Below are 19,943 nucleotides of genomic sequence, written 5' to 3'. Positions count from 1 at the left end.
AACATAAAAGTCACGCTAACAAAATCTGATCAATAAAGAATGGTTTTCATTTCAAAAAATCAGGATTCATAAAGGTAGGGTTTGGATAAGTATAAAATCCTTCGCCAGTTGCAGCACCCATTTTATTTTTATCGATCATCTGCTCTTTTAGATACTTAGCGGCCTTTAGTCTTGCAGGGTTTTTAGTCGTTTCAGCGGCTAGCCTAGTGATGTTGTAGGCCGTGTTGATACCTATAGTATCCAATATGGCAAATGGACCTGACGGCGCGCCAGTTACTATCATCCATGTCTTATCTATCGTATGCGGATCGGCAACCTCTTTTGCAACTAATTGCAAAGCTGCATCTATAAAAGGCGCTAACAAACTATTCATGATGTAGCCAGGTTGCTCTTTATCTAGCGGCGTTGCCACCATACCAATGGCGGTAGCAAAAGCAACGACATCATCAAATACTTTAGGATCTGTGCCTGGGTGCCCCATGATTTCAGCGACATTATGCATCCAAATTTTATTGGCAAAATGTAGGGCTAAAAACTGAGCAGGTCGTCCCGTTGATTCTGCAAATTGGCTAGGGAGCAGGGTTGAGGTATTGGTCGCAAATATGGTTTTCTCTGGCGCTAGTTTTGCAAGTTTTTCGTAAAATTCGATTTTGAGTGTAGGGATTTCGGGAATGGCTTCAATCATGAGATCGGCATCTTTGACTGATTCTGCTAAGTCTGAGGTATAGCTAAGATTGTCAAATGCCTTGTCCAACTGCTCCTGCGTTGCTCTCAGATCTTTTCGAAAAGCCTTGCACATCAATTGAAATTTTGCCTTTGCTTTTTCTAACACGTCATCGTTGATATCGTAAACACTGACATTAAAACCGTGGAAGGCGGCTTGAAAGGCAATTTGATAGCCTAAAACGCCGCTTCCCGCGACAGTTACATTCTTGTACGTCATAATATTAATCCCTTAAAAATAGTGGTTATAAGTCGCTAGATAAATGTTTAGAACTTATAACCCTATTATTAGACTGTTTTACTCTATTATTCAACCTTCATTTTTATAAAAACGTTAAATGTATTAGGGCGTGTCATCAAATCCCAATATTGACCAAATTATTAAGCATTAATTGCATATTCAAGTCAAGGTTTTGAGATAGCAATAGGCGTCAAATCTATAAGCCAGCCGTATCCAATGCCTGCTGACAGGCCTTAGACAAATAAGGATCAATACTGTCTTGTTTGAGCATCCATTTTAGATATCCAGCCCCATCCGAATCAGTCGCCAACTCTGCAATAGCTTTACCCTTATGCTTGCCGAAACTGAAATGAGTGGGTATACGTGCCATTTGGCTAAACTCATATAAGCTATCTACATCAGTGATGACATGACCTTGACTATTCGCCAAATCAATTAGGCTACCCAGCACCAGCTGAGTGAAGTAAATATCATAAACAGCAGCATGTGCATGCTTTGCTTGCGCCCGTGCGACATCGCGATGAAAGTGATAAAGCAGAGAGACCAGCTTATGGCTCTCTAGCGTAGGAAGAAGATAATTGGACATGGCATTGGTGCATATCAGCTTAGGGGTATGAGTCACACCAGCATTTTTAAGAACGGCCATATCAAAATCAATATTATGACCAATCAAATAATCAACACTTTTAGGCAGTCTAAAGTCTGTATGAGGAGGCTCATTCGCAATATCTTCTTCACATATATGTGACACTGCCATCGAGCCTAGACTGATTTCTTTAAGGGGATTAAAACGCTTGGCTCTCGGCTCCTGTAGTACTTCTACCTTGCCATTGTTGATATCAATAATAGAGTAGGCGGCTTCAGTCATATGCGGCTCAACAAGCCCTGTGGTTTCGGTATCGAGTATATAAGTGATCATAATAGGCCTTGTGCAACAGTGAGTTTTTGATAATTATAATTGATATAGGGTAAGGTGATAAGTAGACATGAAAAAACCCCGCAGCATAAAGTTTTCGGGGTTATATTTGGTATCACATCATACTAATAGGGTGCAGCTACTATAGTCGAATCACTCTTAAAGTGTTACAGCGTTAGACTCGCTTAGCCTACGACTGTAGTACTTGCGACTGTCTTGCTTTTATCATCTTTAACATTGATTGACTATACGCAACGACGAGCTTAGTGAACGCTTTTTTAATCAGGGTTTTGTGCTTGATTTTATTATTTTTAACAACAAATTTCACAAGCGGATTCTACAGCAATTTGTGATTGGGTCAACATATGCATGCAACGTAGGTACTGCCAGTAATCTAAAGCAAGTACTTGAAGGTCAATATCTAATAATCTCGCCAGTGTTTGTAGTGAGCTATGCTGAAGAAACCGTAAATTTACCCCGCGTACGTAAAATATTTATTCGCTTATTTGTATCAGTACCAGTAAAATGCGAGACTGTTTTCTACACGAGCTTATGAGTAACCAATGATACGTTTAACTGAAATTAAATTGCCATTAAATCATGCACCTGAAGATTTAACGACTGCTATAACGACAAAACTTAAGATTTCTGCTGAGCAAATGGCGTCATTTGTGATGTTTAAACGTGGTTATGATGCTCGTAATAAAAGAAATATCCAATTAATTTATACGCTAGACATCACCCTGACCGACTCGGATTTAACACATGATTTATTGGTTCAATTTGAGTCAGACAACCATGTTAAAGCAACACCAGATACTAGTTATAAGTATGTAGGTGAAGCGCCAAAAGATTTAACTGAGCGTCCTGTCGTTATTGGTTTTGGACCTTGTGGTTTATTAGCAGCACTTACCCTTGCTCAAATGGGTTTTAAACCTATTATCATTGAACGCGGTAATGAAGTAAGACAACGCACCAAAGACACCTTTGGCTTTTGGCGTCAGCGTAAATTAAACACAGAATCAAACGTACAATTCGGTGAAGGCGGAGCGGGTACTTTTTCTGACGGTAAACTATATAGCCAAGTGAAAGATCCCAATCATTACGGCCGTAAAGTAATGACAGAATTTGTAAAAGCTGGCGCACCAGATGAGATTTTATTTGTCAGTAAACCGCACATAGGTACTTATAAGTTAGTCACTATGGTAGAAAAAATGCGTGCTGAGATCATAGCGCTTGGTGGGGAAGTCCGTTTTGCGACTCGCGTAGACGACTTGCACATCACTGACTCAAAAGTAACTGGAGTGACACTTAATACTGGCGAAACCTTAAAAACCAACCATGTTGTTCTTGCTGTTGGTCATAGCGCCCGTGATACCTTCCAAATGATCCATGATAAAGGCGTGTATGTTGAAGCAAAACCTTTCTCGATTGGCTTTAGGATTGAACATAAACAGTCAACCATAGACCAAGCACGCTTTGGTGACAATGCTGGAAACGAGATACTTGGCGCTGCGGATTACAAACTGGTGCATCATTGTAAAAATGGTCGTTCTGTTTATAGCTTCTGTATGTGTCCAGGCGGGACCGTGGTTGCCGCCGCATCAGAAGAAGGCCGTGTTGTCACTAACGGCATGAGCCAATATTCAAGAAACGAGCGCAACGCCAACAGTGCTATTGTGGTAGGCATCGACCCAGAGCGAGATTACCCAAACCATCCTCTTGCCGGTATCGACCTACAAAGACAACTAGAAACCTTAGCGTTTGAATTGGGCGGCAAAGACTACAGTGCACCAGCGCAAACCATTGGCGATTTCTTAAAAGGTAAACCAGACTCAGAGTTAGGTGATGTAAAACCTTCTTATACACCAGGCATTACCTTAACCGATTTAAGCAAAGCGTTACCTGATTTTGCCGTAGATGCGATACGTGAAGCTATTCCAGCGTTTAATAGAAAAATCCAAGGATTTTCATCTGATGATGGGTTACTCACTGGCGTAGAAACCAGAACGTCGTCACCCATCAGCATTAAACGCAATAAAGAATTCCAGAGCATTAATACCAAAGGCTTATTCCCTGCAGGCGAAGGCGCGGGCTACGCAGGTGGCATATTATCAGCAGGGATTGATGGTATTAAAGTGGCCGAAGCTGTGGCGAAATCGATGTTGAACATAGAGTAAGAGCGGATTTGGGCATTCCCCAATATTAAACCTCTTACCTAGATAAAAACATGCGAGCGAAAGAGCCTTTCAAGCTATGAAGTATAAAGCTTGAAAGGCTTTTTTTTTGTGTTTTCAGGATGAAGACATCGCAAAGTTACATGAACAAACCTTCACTCCATTTAAAAAACCTCGTGGTGGTAAATTGTTATAGAGATGCAAAATTAAACGCTACCTTATTAAATAAAGTCGCTAACTTGGAGTGAAAACTTACGGGGAGTCAACGTGTTTAACTACAGAGGTCATCTTTTACTCTGATAAATATCTTCTTTATTAGGGTGTGTTTTTATAAAAATACTACTCACTTTTAAAAGCTTGATTTTCTACCTCTTTGAAAAGCCAGCTTTTAAATGCTTGTACTCTTGGCAGCGCCGCGCATTCGGGGCGGTAAATAACATAATACGCCAAAGGCGATTCAAAATAAATATCAGGAAACAACCTCACTAACCGCCCAGCGGCTAGGTCATCTTTAGCCATTACACTGCGCGCTAATGCTACGCCGTGGCCGTCAATTGCTGATTGCAGTACGGCAGCAGAGTTATTTATTTGAATGTTCAACAGACCCTATTATTGAATGAATAATCATTCTAATAAGAACCCACCATGCATAATTTGGTGCAAAAGAATACGCAGATGTATCAGTCATAAGACCATGTGCGACCTCATTTCGTAAATTTGGACCACTTGAGCTTGAAAATACAGCTTTTAATTCGAAAATCTCATCTTTACTAAAAATTTCATTGCATTCTTCTAGACCCAAAAGTGTGCTTAAACCCCTTTCGTGTTCAATACCATTTTCATCTAACTGAGGAGTGTGTACTCCACTGTCTTTTAGTTTATTTCGAACAATTAGCTCTACTTGAGGTGCAATTAGATGAATGGCGGTGGAAAATTCAAGCTCAAAACCTAACCAAATCGCGTGTGATATCAAGTGGATGTTAGATTTTGGTACTATAGGGCTTAGGTTGCATATACCGAAAATAGAACTCCTACTTATAGTGTGTTCACTCAAAATTTGCTTAAGAGCTGGGACAACGCTTAATCTGACACTTAACTCTATTTGAGTGCCAAAAGATCTGATCATGTTATTATTAAGTGTGATATCAACTGAATCTTGATCATTATTGAATCCAACTGCAGGCGTTTTATCGATAACTCTTCCGTCGCTTGAATACTGAATTGGTCCGAACAAAGAACTTATAAAGTACTTGCTCATGTTTTCACTTTCGGATTTTTTCAAAGACTCATAATCAGGAATACTGCAGACTTTAGAAAGATAAATAATAGCTTCGTATTCAGATTTTTTATTAGCCACAAAACTCTTGGATGCAGCTATTAACTCATCTGACTTTTCTAAAGGAGTGCTAAAAATTCTCATTTCATCAAAAATGTTTCTTCCTGATTCTCTAAGTTTATGACGAAGTTCGGATATCTTATTATCAACTGAATACCTTTCTCGGAATTTAGCTGGTATTTGTCTATATGCTTGAATAGCACTTTCAAAGAGGTTCGACGACATTAATTTTGGCCCTCGGCCTGAATTAAAGTGTTTATCAGCATCTTTGGCGTAGCAATCAGCTACTTGGACTAAGGTGAATATATGTTTCTCTTCGTTAGATCCTCTTTTATAGTACCTAGAACTTAACTGAAAATGACGGATTGCATTATTAAAATTGTGAGATTTTATAAATTCGACACCCAAGTCTTCTAGTCTTAAAGCAATATCTAGAACTTTGCTTTTTAATGCATTAGTTCTCTCAATAAGATCTGCTATTAAGTACATGATGTTATCAGGCTCAGAGTAAAGTGCATCATATAAATATTGCTCAATTGCTGCCAGTTGCTCTTTATAATTGATCTGTTTTGATAGGCGATAGGCACGCTCAAGTTCTTTTATTTCTATTTTTGATAACTTCTTGGAACCAATGCTTTCGGATATATAACAATCTATAGCTCTTCTTGCATAAATATGTTTATTAGGCTGCCATGAAACCCAAAGTAAATCAAAGATTCTTGATTTGAGAGGGAGGTAGTCGATATTGTCAGCTATCTCCGACAGTGTGTTAAAGTCATCTGAAGAAAAATCAGAGGGTAAAGCTGAGCGTCGACCATCTGACCATACTATCGATGCCTGAAACGGCTCATTATTACTTTCGGGAGTCAACCTCATAGAGGCAGCATTTGCTAAGAGCCGCAATAAATTCCTATCTTCTGCTTTTATGCCATTGTCATTTTCTTTCAATTCTCTCGCAATCATACTGGCAATGTGTTGCAAGTCCTTATCCTGAGAATTATTAATCACTCTTTGTAAAACTTCAAGTACACTTGATTCCATGTGTATATCGTTGTCATTGGACATTATTAAAACCTCTCTTACATAAATACGGTCTTATCACTTTATACTGATAGTGTATTAACAGCCAGAGACGACTAATATAAAAATACCTTGGGTGGAAGTAACTATTATCATCTAGCTTTGTTTAAGTTCATTCAAATAATCAGCCCACGCTTGCATCATTTCACGACTATCTACGTTCTAGCAGTTGCTCTAAATCCATGTATCATCTGTTTCTATCTACTGTAGCCCAGCCACTTTAAAGCTTGATTCATCGTGTTTTCTGACATTGGTTATACAGTCAATGCGCCATGCTTTTGTACCAGCCTTGCTAATATGTACATAAAGACCACCGCCGTCAGCAAGTTTGTATGCCTTGTCGGTTGGTTTGGCTTTCTTAACCTGCGTATCTGTGAATGGATTGGCCCATAATTTGAAGTTATTCTATTTGGCAGTATTGGTCGATACCGTCAATAATACCGCCAAAACTAACCAACATATATTCTTATTATTCTCTATTAATCCTGTCTATTCATGACTAGAAATAAAAAACCCTTGTAGCATAAGGCTTACAAGGGTTTAATTATTACTAATCATATTTTAACTGGTGCGTTTACTAAGAATAAGCTATGGTCTTTTATACTAAGCTATACAATGGTTTTGTAATGAATTTTAACACCAAGTCTGTGTTATTAGAGTGGTAAATCTGAGATCTAGGTAGACAAGTATTGATTAGAAAACATTAGGTGTAAATGTATAAGTGATATTTCAAGTGAGCTTGAAGCGGTAACCTTCTTGGGAGTGGCAAGTGTCTACCATTAGATATTTTCAAGGGTGCTTCAATGAAACTAGGAATAGTTTCAGGAAATATTAAAAGTCCATTTCGTATACATGTCTACGGTTAATTCTCTGTAATGGCGAACGGCACAATAAAAACGCTGCATCGAACAGTAATATAGCATTTCTGTTCGATGCAGCGCTGTGTTGTATGTCTCTGTACCACTCGTACTTTAGCTTAGAAACTGGTTGATATGCTCACCAATTTCATCAGGCTTCTCATCAATCAACCAATGAGCAACATCTTTAATCCAGACAAGCTCTGCGTTTGGAATCGCTTCTGCCAGCTTTGGTGCATATTCTGGTTTTTGGAAAGGGTCTTTATCACCCCACATGATGAACGTCTGATGTGGAAGGTTACTAAGTTCGTCGGTAATAGCCTGAGTATATTCTTTGTTCAACCGTCTGAGATTGCGAAAAAAGGCATGCTTGCCATCTTCAGTTGACCAAGGTTCAAGATACATTTCAATAAGCTCATCGGTCATGACGCTCTTATCATATACACCTTTTGGCAGGAAGCCCCGCATCATGCTCAAGAAGTCCTCTAAACTCATCTCCGACTCAGCACCAGGTTCCTGTAGCGGCTCAAAATCTGGGATAGGCCACGAATCGAAACATATGCTATCTATCAAAACAAGCTTTCGAACTTTCTCTGGATAATTGACAGCTATCAACTGAGCAACACCTCCACCAATATCATGCCCAACAATATCTGCTTGCCGAGCACCTAGGACATCCATGAGTTTTACAATCATGTTGCTTTGCGCATTAATAGACACATCTGCGCTTTTCGGTTTTGCAGATTTCCCATAATTGAGAAGGTCGGGGGCGATGACCCGATGTGTTTTTGCAAGTTGTGGAATAATATTTCGCCACATGAGGCTATTAGTTGGAATCCCGTGCAGCAGGATTATTGGACTACCTGAACCCTGTTCCAAAAATGCAATCTTATGCCCGTCAATGTAGGTATGGTTTTCTGTTATTTGGGTGCTCATAGCATCCTCCTAAAGATGAATATTAATAATCATGAAATCGTTCTACGGAAAGGGGAGACAGTTTTTGTCAGCTAAGACAAGCCAATAACCGACCCCAACGTTATAATAGTAATGTGAAGGAATTCTTCAGGAAGTATGCGATCTCAGTGATCAACGGCAACACGGCTATCAAAAATAGCACTAATTGTGTACGGACTTTTATCTATAAAAAGCTTAGTCTAATCCCATTATTTCCTATTCTTCGTGCTCAATAAAAAGCCTAATGCAATGGCTTTATTGAAAGAACGCGACTCTACCAAAAACTGTCGTACTGAAGATCGTACTGAAGTTAGATAAACCAACCTGATGAAAGTGATTTAATCATACATTAATAGCAAAGGTATTATGGTCTCAGCCGTTATAGGTTTGTACCTCAACCGTTGTTAGTTTGTTGAAAGGTGTGAGAGATTTATAGTGCTAAGGCCTAGCTTAGATTTAGAAAACGATCTCCAGTCCTAGCCACGGCAATAGATATCGAAATTAAAAACCTTGATATTGAGAAGAAAAAATTAGCAGATACTGTCAAATCTGAGCAAGCCAATAGCAGACTGATGAGCCGGTTATTTTGGGAACGACTCAAAAAATATTTTATATCTTAAAACGACAGATTAAATTGAGGAGTTATGCTGTGTTTTTCGGAGATACAGCGGCATATGTGAGGCCTTCGTACTCCGTTGAGACACGAGTACCGCCACCTCCTTCAAGTGTCTGACCAATATTGGTCAGTGAGCCGATGATAGCGGTGTTTCCAGTCGCACGCGCAAACTCGCACGCCGCTGCAACTTTTGGTCCCATAGAGCCCGCAGGAAGATTAATCTCACTTAAAGCGTCTGGATGTGCCTGCAAGATGCCTCGTTGTTTGTCAGTTCCAAAGTCTGTATAAACATACGCCACATCTGTGGCAATCACCAATAACTCACATTCAAGGCTACGGGCAAGTAGCGATGCGCACAAATCTTTATCGATTACGGCCTCGACCCCTTGTAAAAAGCCGTCTTCATCAAATGCCGTTGGGATACCACCACCACCTGCACAGATCACAATCGCGCCTTTTTCAAGCAGCCACTGTATGGGTTTTAGCTCAAATATTTTTTTGGGCTTAGGGCTTGCAACCACTCGCCTAAAATATTGACCATCGGCTTTAACAACCCAGCCTTTTTGCGCACTTAGCTTTTCTGCTTCCTCTTTTGAGTATACAGGGCCGATAGGCTTGGTTGGATTGTTAAAAGCAGGGTCTTTACGGTCGACTTCTACTTGAGTGAGTAGGGTGGCAATGCATGTGTCTCTCGGCAAGACATTCCCAAGCTCCTGCTCGATGATGTAGCCAATCATACCTTCTGTTTCTGCGCCCAAAACGTCTAATGGATAAATATCGACTTCAGTGTAAGCCGCGCCTTGCAACGCAAGCAAACCGACTTGAGGGCCATTACCGTGAGCAATAACTAACTCGTTACCCTCCGTGACCTTGCTGATTTGTTCAACAGCCGTCTTGATATTTTGGCGTTGGTTGTGAGCAGACAGCGGCTCTCCACGTTTTAATAAAGCATTACCACCTAAGGCAATTAGTAACCTCATGATATTTCCCTACGCATTGTCTTCAGTTAACGTCATATCAGGGCGTGTCTTCATTTCAAAAATAGTGATAAAAATAAGATAAATGGCAGTCAAACAAGAAAATAGCGCAGATAATATCGAGATATTAGTCAGCTATTTGACGCCGTTTGGCAAGATTTAGCCACTTTTAACCTATTTAGATGACTATCGATTGAATTGAGGGCACGCCCCGGTAGCACGCGTTGCTAATGTTATACATTAGATATTACCAAGCGCCGAGACTAGAACGGCTTTAATCGTATGCATACGGTTTTCGGCTTGCTCAAATGCGATGTTGTAAGGTGATTCAAATACCTCTTCGGTCACTTCGATACCCTCTGCGAGCTGTGGGTATTTTTCAGTTATTTTTTTACCAACCTCGGTATCTGAGTTATGAAAAGCGGGCAAACAATGCATAAACTTCACGTTTGGATTACCAGTGGCTTTTATTAGATCCATATTGACTTGATAAGCCATTAGCGCATCGATTCGCTCCGCCCAGCTCTCAATAGGCTCACCCATCGATACCCATACGTCGGTATGAACAAAATCAACCTCTTTTGCCGCCGTTTTTACATCTTCGGTGATAGTCAGACGCGCACCTGATGCTTTGGCAAAGTCTGCACAGGTGGCCAAAAAGTCTGCTTCAGGCCATAAGTCTTTAGGGGCGCAAAGGCGTACGTCCATACCCATCTTAGCGCCCATTAAATATAATGAGCGGCCCATGTTATTACGCGCGTCACCAAAATAAGCATATTTAATCTGATGGATTGATTTGTCGGTATGCTCACGCATGGTCATTACGTCTGCTAGCATTTGTGTGGGATGAAACTCATTCGTTAGGCCATTAAAGACAGGAATATCCGCATATTCTGCTAACTCATTGACAATCTCTTGACCGAACCCGCGATACTCGATGGCATCATACATACGGCTCAACACACGAGCTGTGTCTTTCATGCTCTCTTTGTAACCGATCTGTGATGAGTTTGGGCCAATAAACGTCACATTGGCACCTTGGTCATATGCCGCTACTTCAAAAGCACAACGAGTGCGGGTTGAGGTTTTCTCAAAGATCAGAGCAATGTTTTTGCCCAAAAGGTGTTTTTGTTCTGTACCTGAGTATTTTGCTCTTTTTAAGTCACGAGCCATATCCAAAAGATACGTAAGCTCGCGTTCACTATGATGCATAAGACTCAGTAGATCACGGTTGTGAAGATTGAAACTCATGATGGTTCCTTAATTTTTAGTATGTGTTTATTTTGGATGGACTATCACTGTATTTGGCACCGCTATGAGCAGGTAGGATTCAACATGCTCTAATCCGTTGGATCGCGAATGATAGGGCAAGTCATGCAGTGACCACCACCACGTCCACGGCCCAGCTCGGAGCTTGGAATCGTAATCACTTCAATGCCTTGTTTGCGCAGTAACGTGTTGGTATAAGTGTTACGGTCATAAGAGATAACAACCCCTGGCTCAAGGGCAAGAACATTGTTACCATCATCCCATTGCTCACGCTCAACTTCGTAGCTATTGCCGCCTGTTTCGACCACTCTTAATTTATCGACCCTTGCGGCTTCTTCTATTACTTTCAAAAAATGTCTGTCATCTTCGCGCACATCTATACCGTGTGGCTTGCTTTCGTCAGGACGAATATGAAAAGTCGTAATATGATCTGTCACTGCCGGAAACACGTTGACCAAATCAATGTCGCAAAACGTAAATACGGTGTCCAAATGCATCGCAGAACGTTGCTTAGGTAAGGCCGCTACGATGACATGGTCAACCGAACCATCAATGAACAAAGTCTTGGCCAGTCTGGTAATCGCTTGTTGTGACGTTCGCTCACCCATACCAATCAGCACGGTTTTGTTGCCGATAGGCATGACATCACCACCTTCTAAACTACAGCCACTGAGATCTTCTTCAGTGTCATCCATCCAAATTTTGAAATCAGCGCCTTTAAAGTCTGGATGAAATTTATAAATAGCAGAAATAAGGAGCGTTTCTTGCTGGCGAGCGGGCCAATACATCGGGTTGAGCGTCACACCGCCGTATATCCAATTCGAAGAATCGCGAGGAAACTGAGTATTGGGCAGTGGTGGCAATACAAACTCAGTCGTACCTGACAGTGCGGATAATTTTTTGAGTGACGCCCCAATATCATTCGGTAACTCTTCAGTGGTGACGCCGCCAATTAAAAATGAAGACAGTTTCTTGTGTTCAAGTTTGGTCAACCAATCTCTCACTTCGCCAGCCAATAAAGTACCGACATGATTATCAGTGATTTTATGATCCATAATCCACTGCATGGCATCACTATTATCAAGGGTTTGTGCGAGCAGTTGATGCATCTCAACCACCTCAATATCGCGATCTCGCATCTTTGTGACCATATCATAATGATCACTTTTGGCTTTGCTAACCCACATGACATCATCAAACAATAAATCATCGCAGTTTTGCGGTGTCAGTCTTTGATGGGCAAGACCTGGAGAACACACCATAACTTTGTGTAATTTACCGACTTCTGAATGAACACCTAAAGATTTGTCAGACATTTTTGTATCCTTATGCGGTTTGGGTGCAAGTATCTCACCACTGTTTAGAGGACGAACAATCTAAAAAAGCAACTGATGTGACAATTACGACGAACGGATTTTCTGGTGATTACAACGGTAAGGCATTTTATTTAATAGGGTCACTACAAGCTTAACGTACCGCTGTAGAGGCCATAGGCTGCATAGATGGCACTGACAGTAATGACGGCCAGCACCACTTTTTCGGCTGTATTGAACAGCTGATGCTTGTGCTCTCTGCGTGCTTTTATATAGAGAACCACACCAGGAAGATACAACAAAGCGGATAGTAAAAAGTACTGAATACCAGCGGCATACAACAGCCAAATACTATAAAACAGCGCGGTTACCCCAATAATAATATCTTTTGTGGCGCTTTCGGATGGTTTGTAGCCCTCTTTGCGATAGGCCACCAAAAATCCATAAGCGGCAGAAAAGAAATAGGGAATCAAAATCATGGAAGTGGACAGATAAAAGATATTGTTATACGTGCTTTTACTAAAGTAGGTGATGACTAAGAATAACTGTGTCGCTGCAGAAGACACCAATAGTGCATTTACTGGCACATCAACGGCATTTGTTTTATAAAAGAACTTCGGCATAGTTTCGTCTTTGGCGGCAACGAATAAAACTTCGGCACAAAATAGCGTCCAAGCCAATAAACCACCGAGTAGCGAGACGACCAAACCTACTGATATAAAGGTCGCGCCCCACGGGCCAACGGCATACTCTAGCAAATAAGCCATCGACGGGTTTTTCATCGCTGCCAGCTCAGGGAGTGATCTAACACCCATCGCTAAAAAGTTAACCAGCATTAATAGCACTAGCGTAAAAATGAACCCCAATACGGTGGCTTTACCAATATCAGAGCGTTTTTTGGCGCGTGCAGAATACACACTGGCCCCTTCAATACCAATAAATACCCATACCGTCACCATCATCATGTTTTTAACTTGATCAGGGACTGACCCTAGATCCGTTTCTCTGCCCCAAAAGTCGCTATTAAAAAGATCCATATTAAAGACCGTAAAGATAATGACAATAAAGGTGAACAGCGGTATCACTTTGGCGATGGTGATCAACGTATTGACTGAGGTAGCCGTCTGGATACCTTTAGTAATCATGAAGTTATATGCCCACAATAATACAGAGGCACCCACTAATGCAGTCAGAGTATTACCATCTCCAAACACATTAAAAAAATAACCCAGCGTACTAAATATCAGCACATAGTAACTGACGTTACCCAACCAAGCAGAGAGCCAGTAGCCCCATGCAGAGTTAAAACCCATATAGTTACCAAAACCTGCCTGTGCGTAGGCATAGACCCCACTGTCAAGTTCAGGTTTGCGATGTGCTAAATTTTGGAACACGAAGGCAAGCATCAGCATGCCAACGCCAGTGATGATCCAACCAATCAAGGACGCACCAGGGCTTGCGGTTTCAGCGATGTTTTGCGGTAATGAAAAGATACCACCGCCTATCATAGAGCCTACGACAAGGGCAATGAGTGCGGTAAAGTTTAGATTTTTCTCGGATGGATTATGCGTTGTTTCAGACATGGTGAAGACCTTTTATTCTCTGATTGAGAAATATATGAAAGCAACAAAATAGATTTGGTCTTGAAGAATACTTAAAAACATTGTTTAATATATGAAAACCCCACAATATTAGCATGGATTATTATGGTTTTGTTAGCTCAATGTCCATCATTAAAAATATTTATGTATCTATACCAGTTAAATAATTGTGATAACTCATGATGAAAATGTTTGCTATGGCAGCAGTTTTTGTACAACTAGTATTCTGAGTCAGTCAAAAAACTTGCAGGGTTGTATTGGATGAATCATAGGATGCTCAAAATAAATGCAGTTTCTGATAGTTTATTGAGGTGGTATCGAGTACCATAACCACAATAAAATTATGGATTTATTGGTATTTCTTACTAAGTCGTGTCCTAATCGGCTCAATATCCAATGAATTAACTGTATTGCCGAACATGAGTACTGAACATCTTATATAGATCACTTACCATCCCGCCTTGGCGTAGAGAGTGTCTTGTGCCCATACAGCGCCAATATTGCTAGTCATCGTGATCGACACGAGGTGTGCTTAGTCTGATTTCCTACACTCAACACGCCCTATACTAAAAATCATTAAAATTTTTAAATTGAGGACATGCCCTAATACGGTTAAAAGACGTATGGGTTGGTTATTTTTTGTTTTATTTCCGCATATAAATAATATATAGGAACCGTTATGAAGAAAGCATGGGTTTTGGTTCTATTGCTTGTCGTGGCCGCTGCTGCCGGTTGGTATTACTGGCAACAGCAGCAGCTTGCACAAGCCCTACCGCTAGGAATAGTCAGCTCAAATGGTAGATTGGAGCTTGAGCGGTTTGATATTGCTAGCCTTTATCCAGGTAGAGTCGAGCAAATGCTGGTGGCGGAAGGAGAGGATGTCGAAGTCGATCAGCTGCTTGTTAAGCTGTCTTCTTCACAAAGCGAAAGTCAGTTAGTGGCGGCACAGGCAACCGAGCAGCGTGCACATGAAATGGTGTCGCAGGCACGGGCGGGTCGTAAGCAAGGAGAGCAGGCAATGGCGCGTGCCAACGCCCAAATTGATGCGCAGATTGAACAACAGAAAGTAGCCAAAATGGAGTTGGATAATGCCCGCAAGATGCGCCGTGAAGATTTGGTTTCAGACTCAGAAGTGACCAAACGCCAAGCGGCATACAATGGCGCGGTTGCGGTCGTGCAAGCGGCTAGAGCAGCGTACGCAGAAGCGCAGGCAGCCGTTCAACAAATCGATGCTCAAGTAGCGGAAGCAAATGCTGGCGTCAATCAGGCCAAAGCTCAAGAAAAATCTGCCGCATCGATGAATGACGATATGTTGATACGCAGTCCTAAAGCGGGCCGTGTGGAATACCGAATTGCCGAGGTTGGTAGTGTGATTGCAGCAGGCAGCAAAATGGTCAGCCTGCTAGATACAGAAGATGTGTCTATGACTCTTTTTTTACCTAATGGGCAGATGAGTGGCTTACAAGTTGGTAATGACGCGAGAGTCGTGCTGGATGGTCTGGATAGTGTGTGGCCAGCAAAAGTATCATTTATTGCGTCACAAGCACAGTTTACGCCCAAGTCAGTGGAAACACAGAACGAGCGCGAAAAGCTCATGTTTAAAGTGCGTATCAAGTTACCTGTGGCAATAGCCAAAGAATACAAAGGCCTACTCAAGGGCGGCATGACAGGTAATGGATATGTGCGTAGCAATACCGACGTAGCATGGCCGAGCAACCTTGCTATAAACCTTCCTAAAAAAGGCCAATCCTAGTTTCTCACGTTCGAGTATGACAGCAGAAAATGACGTCATAAATTATTCAGAGGGTTTTACAACCGAAGAGTTATCTTTATGAATAAATTAACGATACAAACTGAGAGATAACGTATGGATAGCCAACATACCGCCGTTGAAATTAACGCTGTTTCGCATACATATGGCAAAACGGTTGCTCTTGATAATATTTCCCTAAATATTTTACAAGGGAGCACCGTTGGGCTAATTGGTCCTGATGGTGTTGGGAAATCAACGTTGTTGTCTCTTATTGCAGGGGTCAAGGTCATTCAAAATGGCTCCGTGCAAGTATTCGGTAAGGATATGGCAGAAAAATCTGCACGTGAGGCGCTGTCAAAACATATCGCCTTTATGCCACAAGGCTTAGGGCATAATCTTTATCCAACTCTGTCGGTATATGAAAATGTAGAATTTCATGCGCGACTGTTTGGATTGAATGCGCATGAGCGCCATGTACGAATAGCCCGTTTACTTGAGGCAACTGGACTAGCACCATTTCCCGATCGTGCGGCTGGCAAGCTTTCGGGCGGAATGAAGCAAAAACTGAGCTTATGCTGTGCGTTGGTGCACAATCCTGACTTACTGATTCTGGATGAGCCAACCACAGGGGTAGACCCTTTATCACGCCGTCAATTCTGGTCATTAGTGGCCTCGCTACAAGCTGAACGTCAAGAGATGACGGTCATCGTGTCGACAGCCTATATTGATGAAGCCAAAAATTTTGAATACCTGCTAGCGATGGATGATGGCAAGCTCTTAGCCAACCAGCGGACGCAAACCGTCATGACAGAGCTGAATGTCACATCACTTGAAGAAGCCTACATCAAGTTATTGCCACTAGAGAAACAAACGAATGCAGGCGCGTTGGTTATCACGCCATTTGTCCCTGATCCTGATGCACCGCCCGCTATTGAGGCAAAAAACCTAACCAAACGTTTTGGAGACTTTACAGCGGTTGATAATGTCAGCTTTTGTATTGAGAAAGGTGAGATTTTTGGTTTTTTAGGCTCTAATGGTTGTGGTAAATCGACCACGATGAAGATGCTGACTGGATTGATTGATAAAACAGAGGGCTCAGCCAAACTGCTGGGTCAATCTATCGATGCAAATGATATAGCGACAAAAATGCGTGTCGGTTATATGTCGCAGTCTTTCTCGCTTTATGAAGAATTGAGCGTACGTCAAAACTTAGAGCTGCATGCAACCCTTTATCAAATAGAAGGGGAGCGTGGACAGCAAGCTGTAAAGGATGCGTTAGATAAATTTGACCTCAGTGCTGTGGCGGATACAGCGCCAGCCTCATTGTCACTAGGTATCCGCCAAAGATTACAGCTGGCAGCGGCTTGTCTGCATCATCCCGAAGTATTGATTTTGGATGAGCCAACCTCAGGTGTCGATCCTGGTGCTCGTGATATGTTTTGGCGACAGCTATTGACGCTTTCACGAGAAGATAAAATCACTATATTTATTTCTACTCATTTTATGAATGAGGCCAGTCGATGCGATCGCATCTCTTTTATGCATCGTGGTCGCGTGCTGGTCGTTGGTACACCGACAGAGCTGACACATAATAAACAAGCAGAGGACCTCGAAGAAGCCTTTGTAGAGTATCTGCTCGAAGATGAAAAAAATGACACTGAACCTACCAGCCAAAACGACACGACTGAAAATACACCAGCAGAATCAGCGATCATAGCGTCTGAACCTGATAGTCAAACCGACAAAACCGACACGCTTAAGTATTGGTTTACCACTGTTTGGACATTTGCTACGCGCGAATTTAAAGAGCTATTACGCGATAAAATCAGGCTATTTTTTGCTATCGTTGGACCTATTATTTTGATGGTCATGACCGGTTGGAGTATCTCTTTTGATGTGCACGATTTACCTTATACGATACTGGATCAAGATCACTCTGCACAAAGTCGACAGTTGACGGAGTACTTTTCGGGCTCAGAATATTTTACATCTACGTCACCCGTAGACTCTATAAAGGCTGCTGAATACGCGCTTAGAAGCTCTGAGACGCAATTGGTTATTGATATTCCAGTGGATTATGGACGTGATTTATTGGCCAATAGACAACCAGAAGCGAGCTTTTATATTGATGGGACAGTGCCATTCAATGCGGCCAATATTGAGGGCTATGTAGGAGGGATTATGAGGATATATATCAAAGACCTTCTTCAAGATACTGGCTTGCCTATCGACTTAGATCCTGCCGCTGAAGTGGTTCCACGCTTTATGTATAACCAAGATTTCAAAAGTGTGAACGCGGTCATTCCCAGTGTGCTAATGATGATACTCATGTTGATTCCGGCAATGATGACCACGCTGGGTGTGGTACGTGAGCGTGAAGTTGGCTCGATATCAAACCTCTACACATCACCAGCCAGTGTGCCTCAATACCTACTTGGAAAACAGCTACCTTATGTCGTTCTGGGACTGATCAATTATCTCATACTTGTGCTCATGGCCATATTTTGGTTCAAAGTGCCCATAAAAGGCTCTTTTTTGGCGATGTCTTTTGGCGCATTGCTGTTGGTCTATGTGTCTACAGGACTGGGGCTTTTAGTGTCTAGTTTGGTTCGCACACAGGTTGCCGCCTTGTTTGTCACCGCCATCGTCACTCTGATACCCACTATTAACTACTCTGGGTTGTTGTACCCGCTCTCTAGTATGGACGGCATCGCTTATGCCATTGGGGTCGGGTTCCCCGCATCTTGGTATCAGCGTATCAGTATTGGCGGGTTTACTAAAGGACTGAGTTGGTCCAGTTTTTTGACGGAGTACATGGTTTTGACCGCTTTTGCCTTGGCATTTATCACATTTGCCTCTATTTTCCTGAAAAAGCAGGAGGTATAAGTGCAGACTTTTAAAAATATCTGGACGTTGACCATCAAAGAATTGCGCAGTCTGTTTGGAGACAAGATACTGTTTCTCATGATTGGCTTCGTGTTCTCTGTCACTATTTATACTGTGGCAGAAGGCATCAATACGGATGTACGTAATGCGCCTGTAGGTATTATAGATTTAGACCGCACAGCCCTGACCAGACAAATTCGAGATGCTCTACAACAACCTTACTTTCTGCCTCCTGTCGATGTGAAACGCGAAGATGTCGATGAATTGATGGACAAGAGCAAGCTTATTTTTGTATTGGAATTTCCACCTGGGTTTGAACGGGATGTGCTGGCTGGACGAAAACCGCAAGTTCAGCTGTTAATTGATGCCACCACCATGACTCAAGCAGGTATTGGGCAAGCCTATATTCTCCAAATATTTAATCAGGAAGTGAGTGATTTTTTAAAGCAAGAAGATATACCCTTGTTAGTCAAGCCAGTACTGAACATGATATTTAACCCAAATGGAGACAGCTACTGGTACACACCAGTTATGGAAGTCTGCAATATGATTGCGCTCTTGGCAATAGGGTTGTCTGGTGCCGCTGTTATCCGTGAACGCGAACGTGGCACCATCGAGCATCTCTTGGTGATGCCAGTCAATACAACAGAAATCGTGATTTCAAAAATACTTGCCAATAGCTTGGTGATTTTATGTGCCTCCATGTTATCGATGGTTTTTGTGATCCAATATCTGCTCGGCATTCCCATTAATGGGTCGCTGCTTTTATTCGGTAGTGGTGTGGTCGTGTATCTGTTCTCCATATCTTCTCTCGGCATTATGCTATCAACCATGGCACCGAGTATGCCGCAGTTTGCCTTATTGATGTTGCCTGTCTTAGTCGTATCGTTACTCTTATCTGGCTCTATAGCGCCGCGCAGCAATATGCCCGAAGCGGCACAAATGATAAGCGAGTATTGGCCCACGACTCAGTTTGTCAGCTTTACTCAAAATGTTTTATTCCGTAATGCTGGCTTGGACATTGTTTGGCCTGAGCTATTAGTCATGACAGGTATTGGTGTCGTGTTTCTTATTTTTGCTTTAGCACGATTCAAAGCGATGCTTGAACAGCTGGGATAATGCGCAAAACAGCTTGGCTCAATAAAAGCCAGTCATACATATAACGATATCCTAGGATAGCTTCTATGAGACGTCCTAGGGCGTATTTGATATTCGACCATGGCACTGAATTAAAAATAATGATA

13 protein-coding genes and 1 pseudogene are annotated in these 19,943 nt (G+C 41.9%); 4 read left to right on the top strand and 10 right to left on the bottom strand.

Translation table 11 applies throughout. From position 1 onward, the window contains the following. Nucleotides 1-46 precede the first annotated feature (46 nt). Together IP510_RS09375 and IP510_RS09370 are read right to left on the bottom strand one after the other, a co-directional pair. Nucleotides 47-943, bottom strand: coding sequence for a 3-hydroxyacyl-CoA dehydrogenase (locus IP510_RS09375; RefSeq protein WP_194364509.1), 897 nt, complete (start codon nt 941-943; stop codon nt 47-49). Nucleotides 944-1,160: 217 nt separating this feature from the next. Further along, a complete protein-coding gene (locus tag IP510_RS09370) occupies nt 1,161-1,883 on the bottom strand; it encodes a 3'-5' exonuclease (protein WP_194364508.1) in 723 nt (240 codons plus the stop codon). 560 nt (nt 1,884-2,443) lie between these two features. Between IP510_RS09370 and IP510_RS09365 the strand changes: the two genes are divergently transcribed. Beyond that, nucleotides 2,444-4,060, top strand: a complete 1,617-nt coding sequence (locus IP510_RS09365) for an NAD(P)/FAD-dependent oxidoreductase (RefSeq protein ID WP_194364507.1) — start codon at nt 2,444-2,446, stop codon at nt 4,058-4,060. 336 nt (nt 4,061-4,396) lie between these two features. On the opposite strand, the gene IP510_RS09360 is transcribed toward IP510_RS09365, so the two are convergent. From IP510_RS09360 to arcD, 8 genes and pseudogenes are all read right to left on the bottom strand, one after another. Continuing rightward, the gene (locus IP510_RS09360; RefSeq protein ID WP_265087582.1) at nt 4,397-4,657 is read right to left on the bottom strand and encodes a LysR substrate-binding domain-containing protein; all 261 of its coding nucleotides are present in this window, start codon (nt 4,655-4,657) and stop codon (nt 4,397-4,399) included. Further along, nucleotides 4,638-6,434, bottom strand: coding sequence for a DUF4209 domain-containing protein (locus IP510_RS13870; protein WP_194364506.1), 1,797 nt, complete (start codon nt 6,432-6,434; stop codon nt 4,638-4,640). The genes IP510_RS09360 and IP510_RS13870 overlap by 20 nt, the downstream gene beginning before the upstream one ends. 240 nt (nt 6,435-6,674) lie before the next feature. Continuing rightward, a pseudogene (locus tag IP510_RS13980) lies at nt 6,675-6,794 on the bottom strand (hypothetical protein); the annotation flags it as partial. A 650-nt stretch (nt 6,795-7,444) separates the two neighbouring features. Continuing rightward, nucleotides 7,445-8,266: an alpha/beta fold hydrolase gene (locus IP510_RS09350; protein ID WP_194196456.1), complete on the bottom strand. Its 822-nt coding sequence runs from the start codon at nt 8,264-8,266 to the stop codon at nt 7,445-7,447. Nucleotides 8,267-8,926: 660 nt separating this feature from the next. Further along, complete coding sequence (gene arcC / locus IP510_RS09345) at nt 8,927-9,880, bottom strand: carbamate kinase (RefSeq protein WP_194364505.1); 954 nt, start codon at nt 9,878-9,880, stop codon at nt 8,927-8,929. A gap of 237 nt (nt 9,881-10,117) precedes the next feature. Further along, nucleotides 10,118-11,128, bottom strand: coding sequence for an ornithine carbamoyltransferase (locus IP510_RS09340; protein WP_194364504.1), 1,011 nt, complete (start codon nt 11,126-11,128; stop codon nt 10,118-10,120). Nucleotides 11,129-11,217: 89 nt separating this feature from the next. After that, the gene (gene arcA, locus IP510_RS09335) at nt 11,218-12,462 is read right to left on the bottom strand and encodes an arginine deiminase (protein ID WP_194196459.1); all 1,245 of its coding nucleotides are present in this window, start codon (nt 12,460-12,462) and stop codon (nt 11,218-11,220) included. 143 nt (nt 12,463-12,605) lie between these two features. Then, complete coding sequence (gene arcD, locus IP510_RS09330; RefSeq protein WP_194364503.1) at nt 12,606-14,042, bottom strand: arginine-ornithine antiporter; 1,437 nt, start codon at nt 14,040-14,042, stop codon at nt 12,606-12,608. A gap of 697 nt (nt 14,043-14,739) precedes the next feature. Between arcD and IP510_RS09325 the strand changes: the two genes are divergently transcribed. The 3 genes from IP510_RS09325 to IP510_RS09315 all read left to right on the top strand — a co-directional run bounded on the left by IP510_RS09325 (nt 14,740) and on the right by IP510_RS09315 (nt 19,818). Further along, nucleotides 14,740-15,813: an HlyD family secretion protein gene (locus tag IP510_RS09325; RefSeq protein ID WP_194364502.1), complete on the top strand. Its 1,074-nt coding sequence runs from the start codon at nt 14,740-14,742 to the stop codon at nt 15,811-15,813. 114 nt (nt 15,814-15,927) lie between these two features. Then, nucleotides 15,928-18,699, top strand: a complete 2,772-nt coding sequence (gene rbbA / locus IP510_RS09320) for a ribosome-associated ATPase/putative transporter RbbA (protein ID WP_194364501.1) — start codon at nt 15,928-15,930, stop codon at nt 18,697-18,699. Continuing rightward, a complete protein-coding gene (locus IP510_RS09315; protein ID WP_194364500.1) occupies nt 18,700-19,818 on the top strand; it encodes an ABC transporter permease in 1,119 nt (372 codons plus the stop codon). Nucleotides 19,819-19,943 lie beyond the last annotated feature (125 nt).

It is taken from the genome of Psychrobacter sp. NG254, from assembly GCF_015277735.1.
Classification (GTDB): domain Bacteria; phylum Pseudomonadota; class Gammaproteobacteria; order Pseudomonadales; family Moraxellaceae; genus Psychrobacter.
Note: the sequence above shows the minus strand (reverse complement) of the source record. Positions and strands in the feature narration are given on the sequence as shown.

What these genes read in the sequence shown, in the direction of transcription:
- IP510_RS09350 (WP_194196456.1), bottom strand. Translation starts at nt 8,266, where the DNA reads ATGAGCACCCAAATAACAGAAAACCATACCTACATTGACGGGCATAAG.
- IP510_RS09340 (WP_194364504.1), bottom strand. Translation starts at nt 11,128, where the DNA reads ATGAGTTTCAATCTTCACAACCGTGATCTACTGAGTCTTATGCATCAT.
- arcD (WP_194364503.1), bottom strand. Translation starts at nt 14,042, where the DNA reads ATGTCTGAAACAACGCATAATCCATCCGAGAAAAATCTAAACTTTACC.
- IP510_RS09370 (WP_194364508.1), bottom strand. Translation starts at nt 1,883, where the DNA reads ATGATCACTTATATACTCGATACCGAAACCACAGGGCTTGTTGAGCCG.
- rbbA (WP_194364501.1), top strand. Translation starts at nt 15,928, where the DNA reads ATGGATAGCCAACATACCGCCGTTGAAATTAACGCTGTTTCGCATACA.
- IP510_RS13870 (WP_194364506.1), bottom strand. Translation starts at nt 6,434, where the DNA reads ATGGAATCAAGTGTACTTGAAGTTTTACAAAGAGTGATTAATAATTCT.
- IP510_RS09325 (WP_194364502.1), top strand. Translation starts at nt 14,740, where the DNA reads ATGAAGAAAGCATGGGTTTTGGTTCTATTGCTTGTCGTGGCCGCTGCT.
- IP510_RS09375 (WP_194364509.1), bottom strand. Translation starts at nt 943, where the DNA reads ATGACGTACAAGAATGTAACTGTCGCGGGAAGCGGCGTTTTAGGCTAT.
- arcA (WP_194196459.1), bottom strand. Translation starts at nt 12,462, where the DNA reads ATGTCTGACAAATCTTTAGGTGTTCATTCAGAAGTCGGTAAATTACAC.
- arcC (WP_194364505.1), bottom strand. Translation starts at nt 9,880, where the DNA reads ATGAGGTTACTAATTGCCTTAGGTGGTAATGCTTTATTAAAACGTGGA.
- IP510_RS09365 (WP_194364507.1), top strand. Translation starts at nt 2,444, where the DNA reads ATGATACGTTTAACTGAAATTAAATTGCCATTAAATCATGCACCTGAA.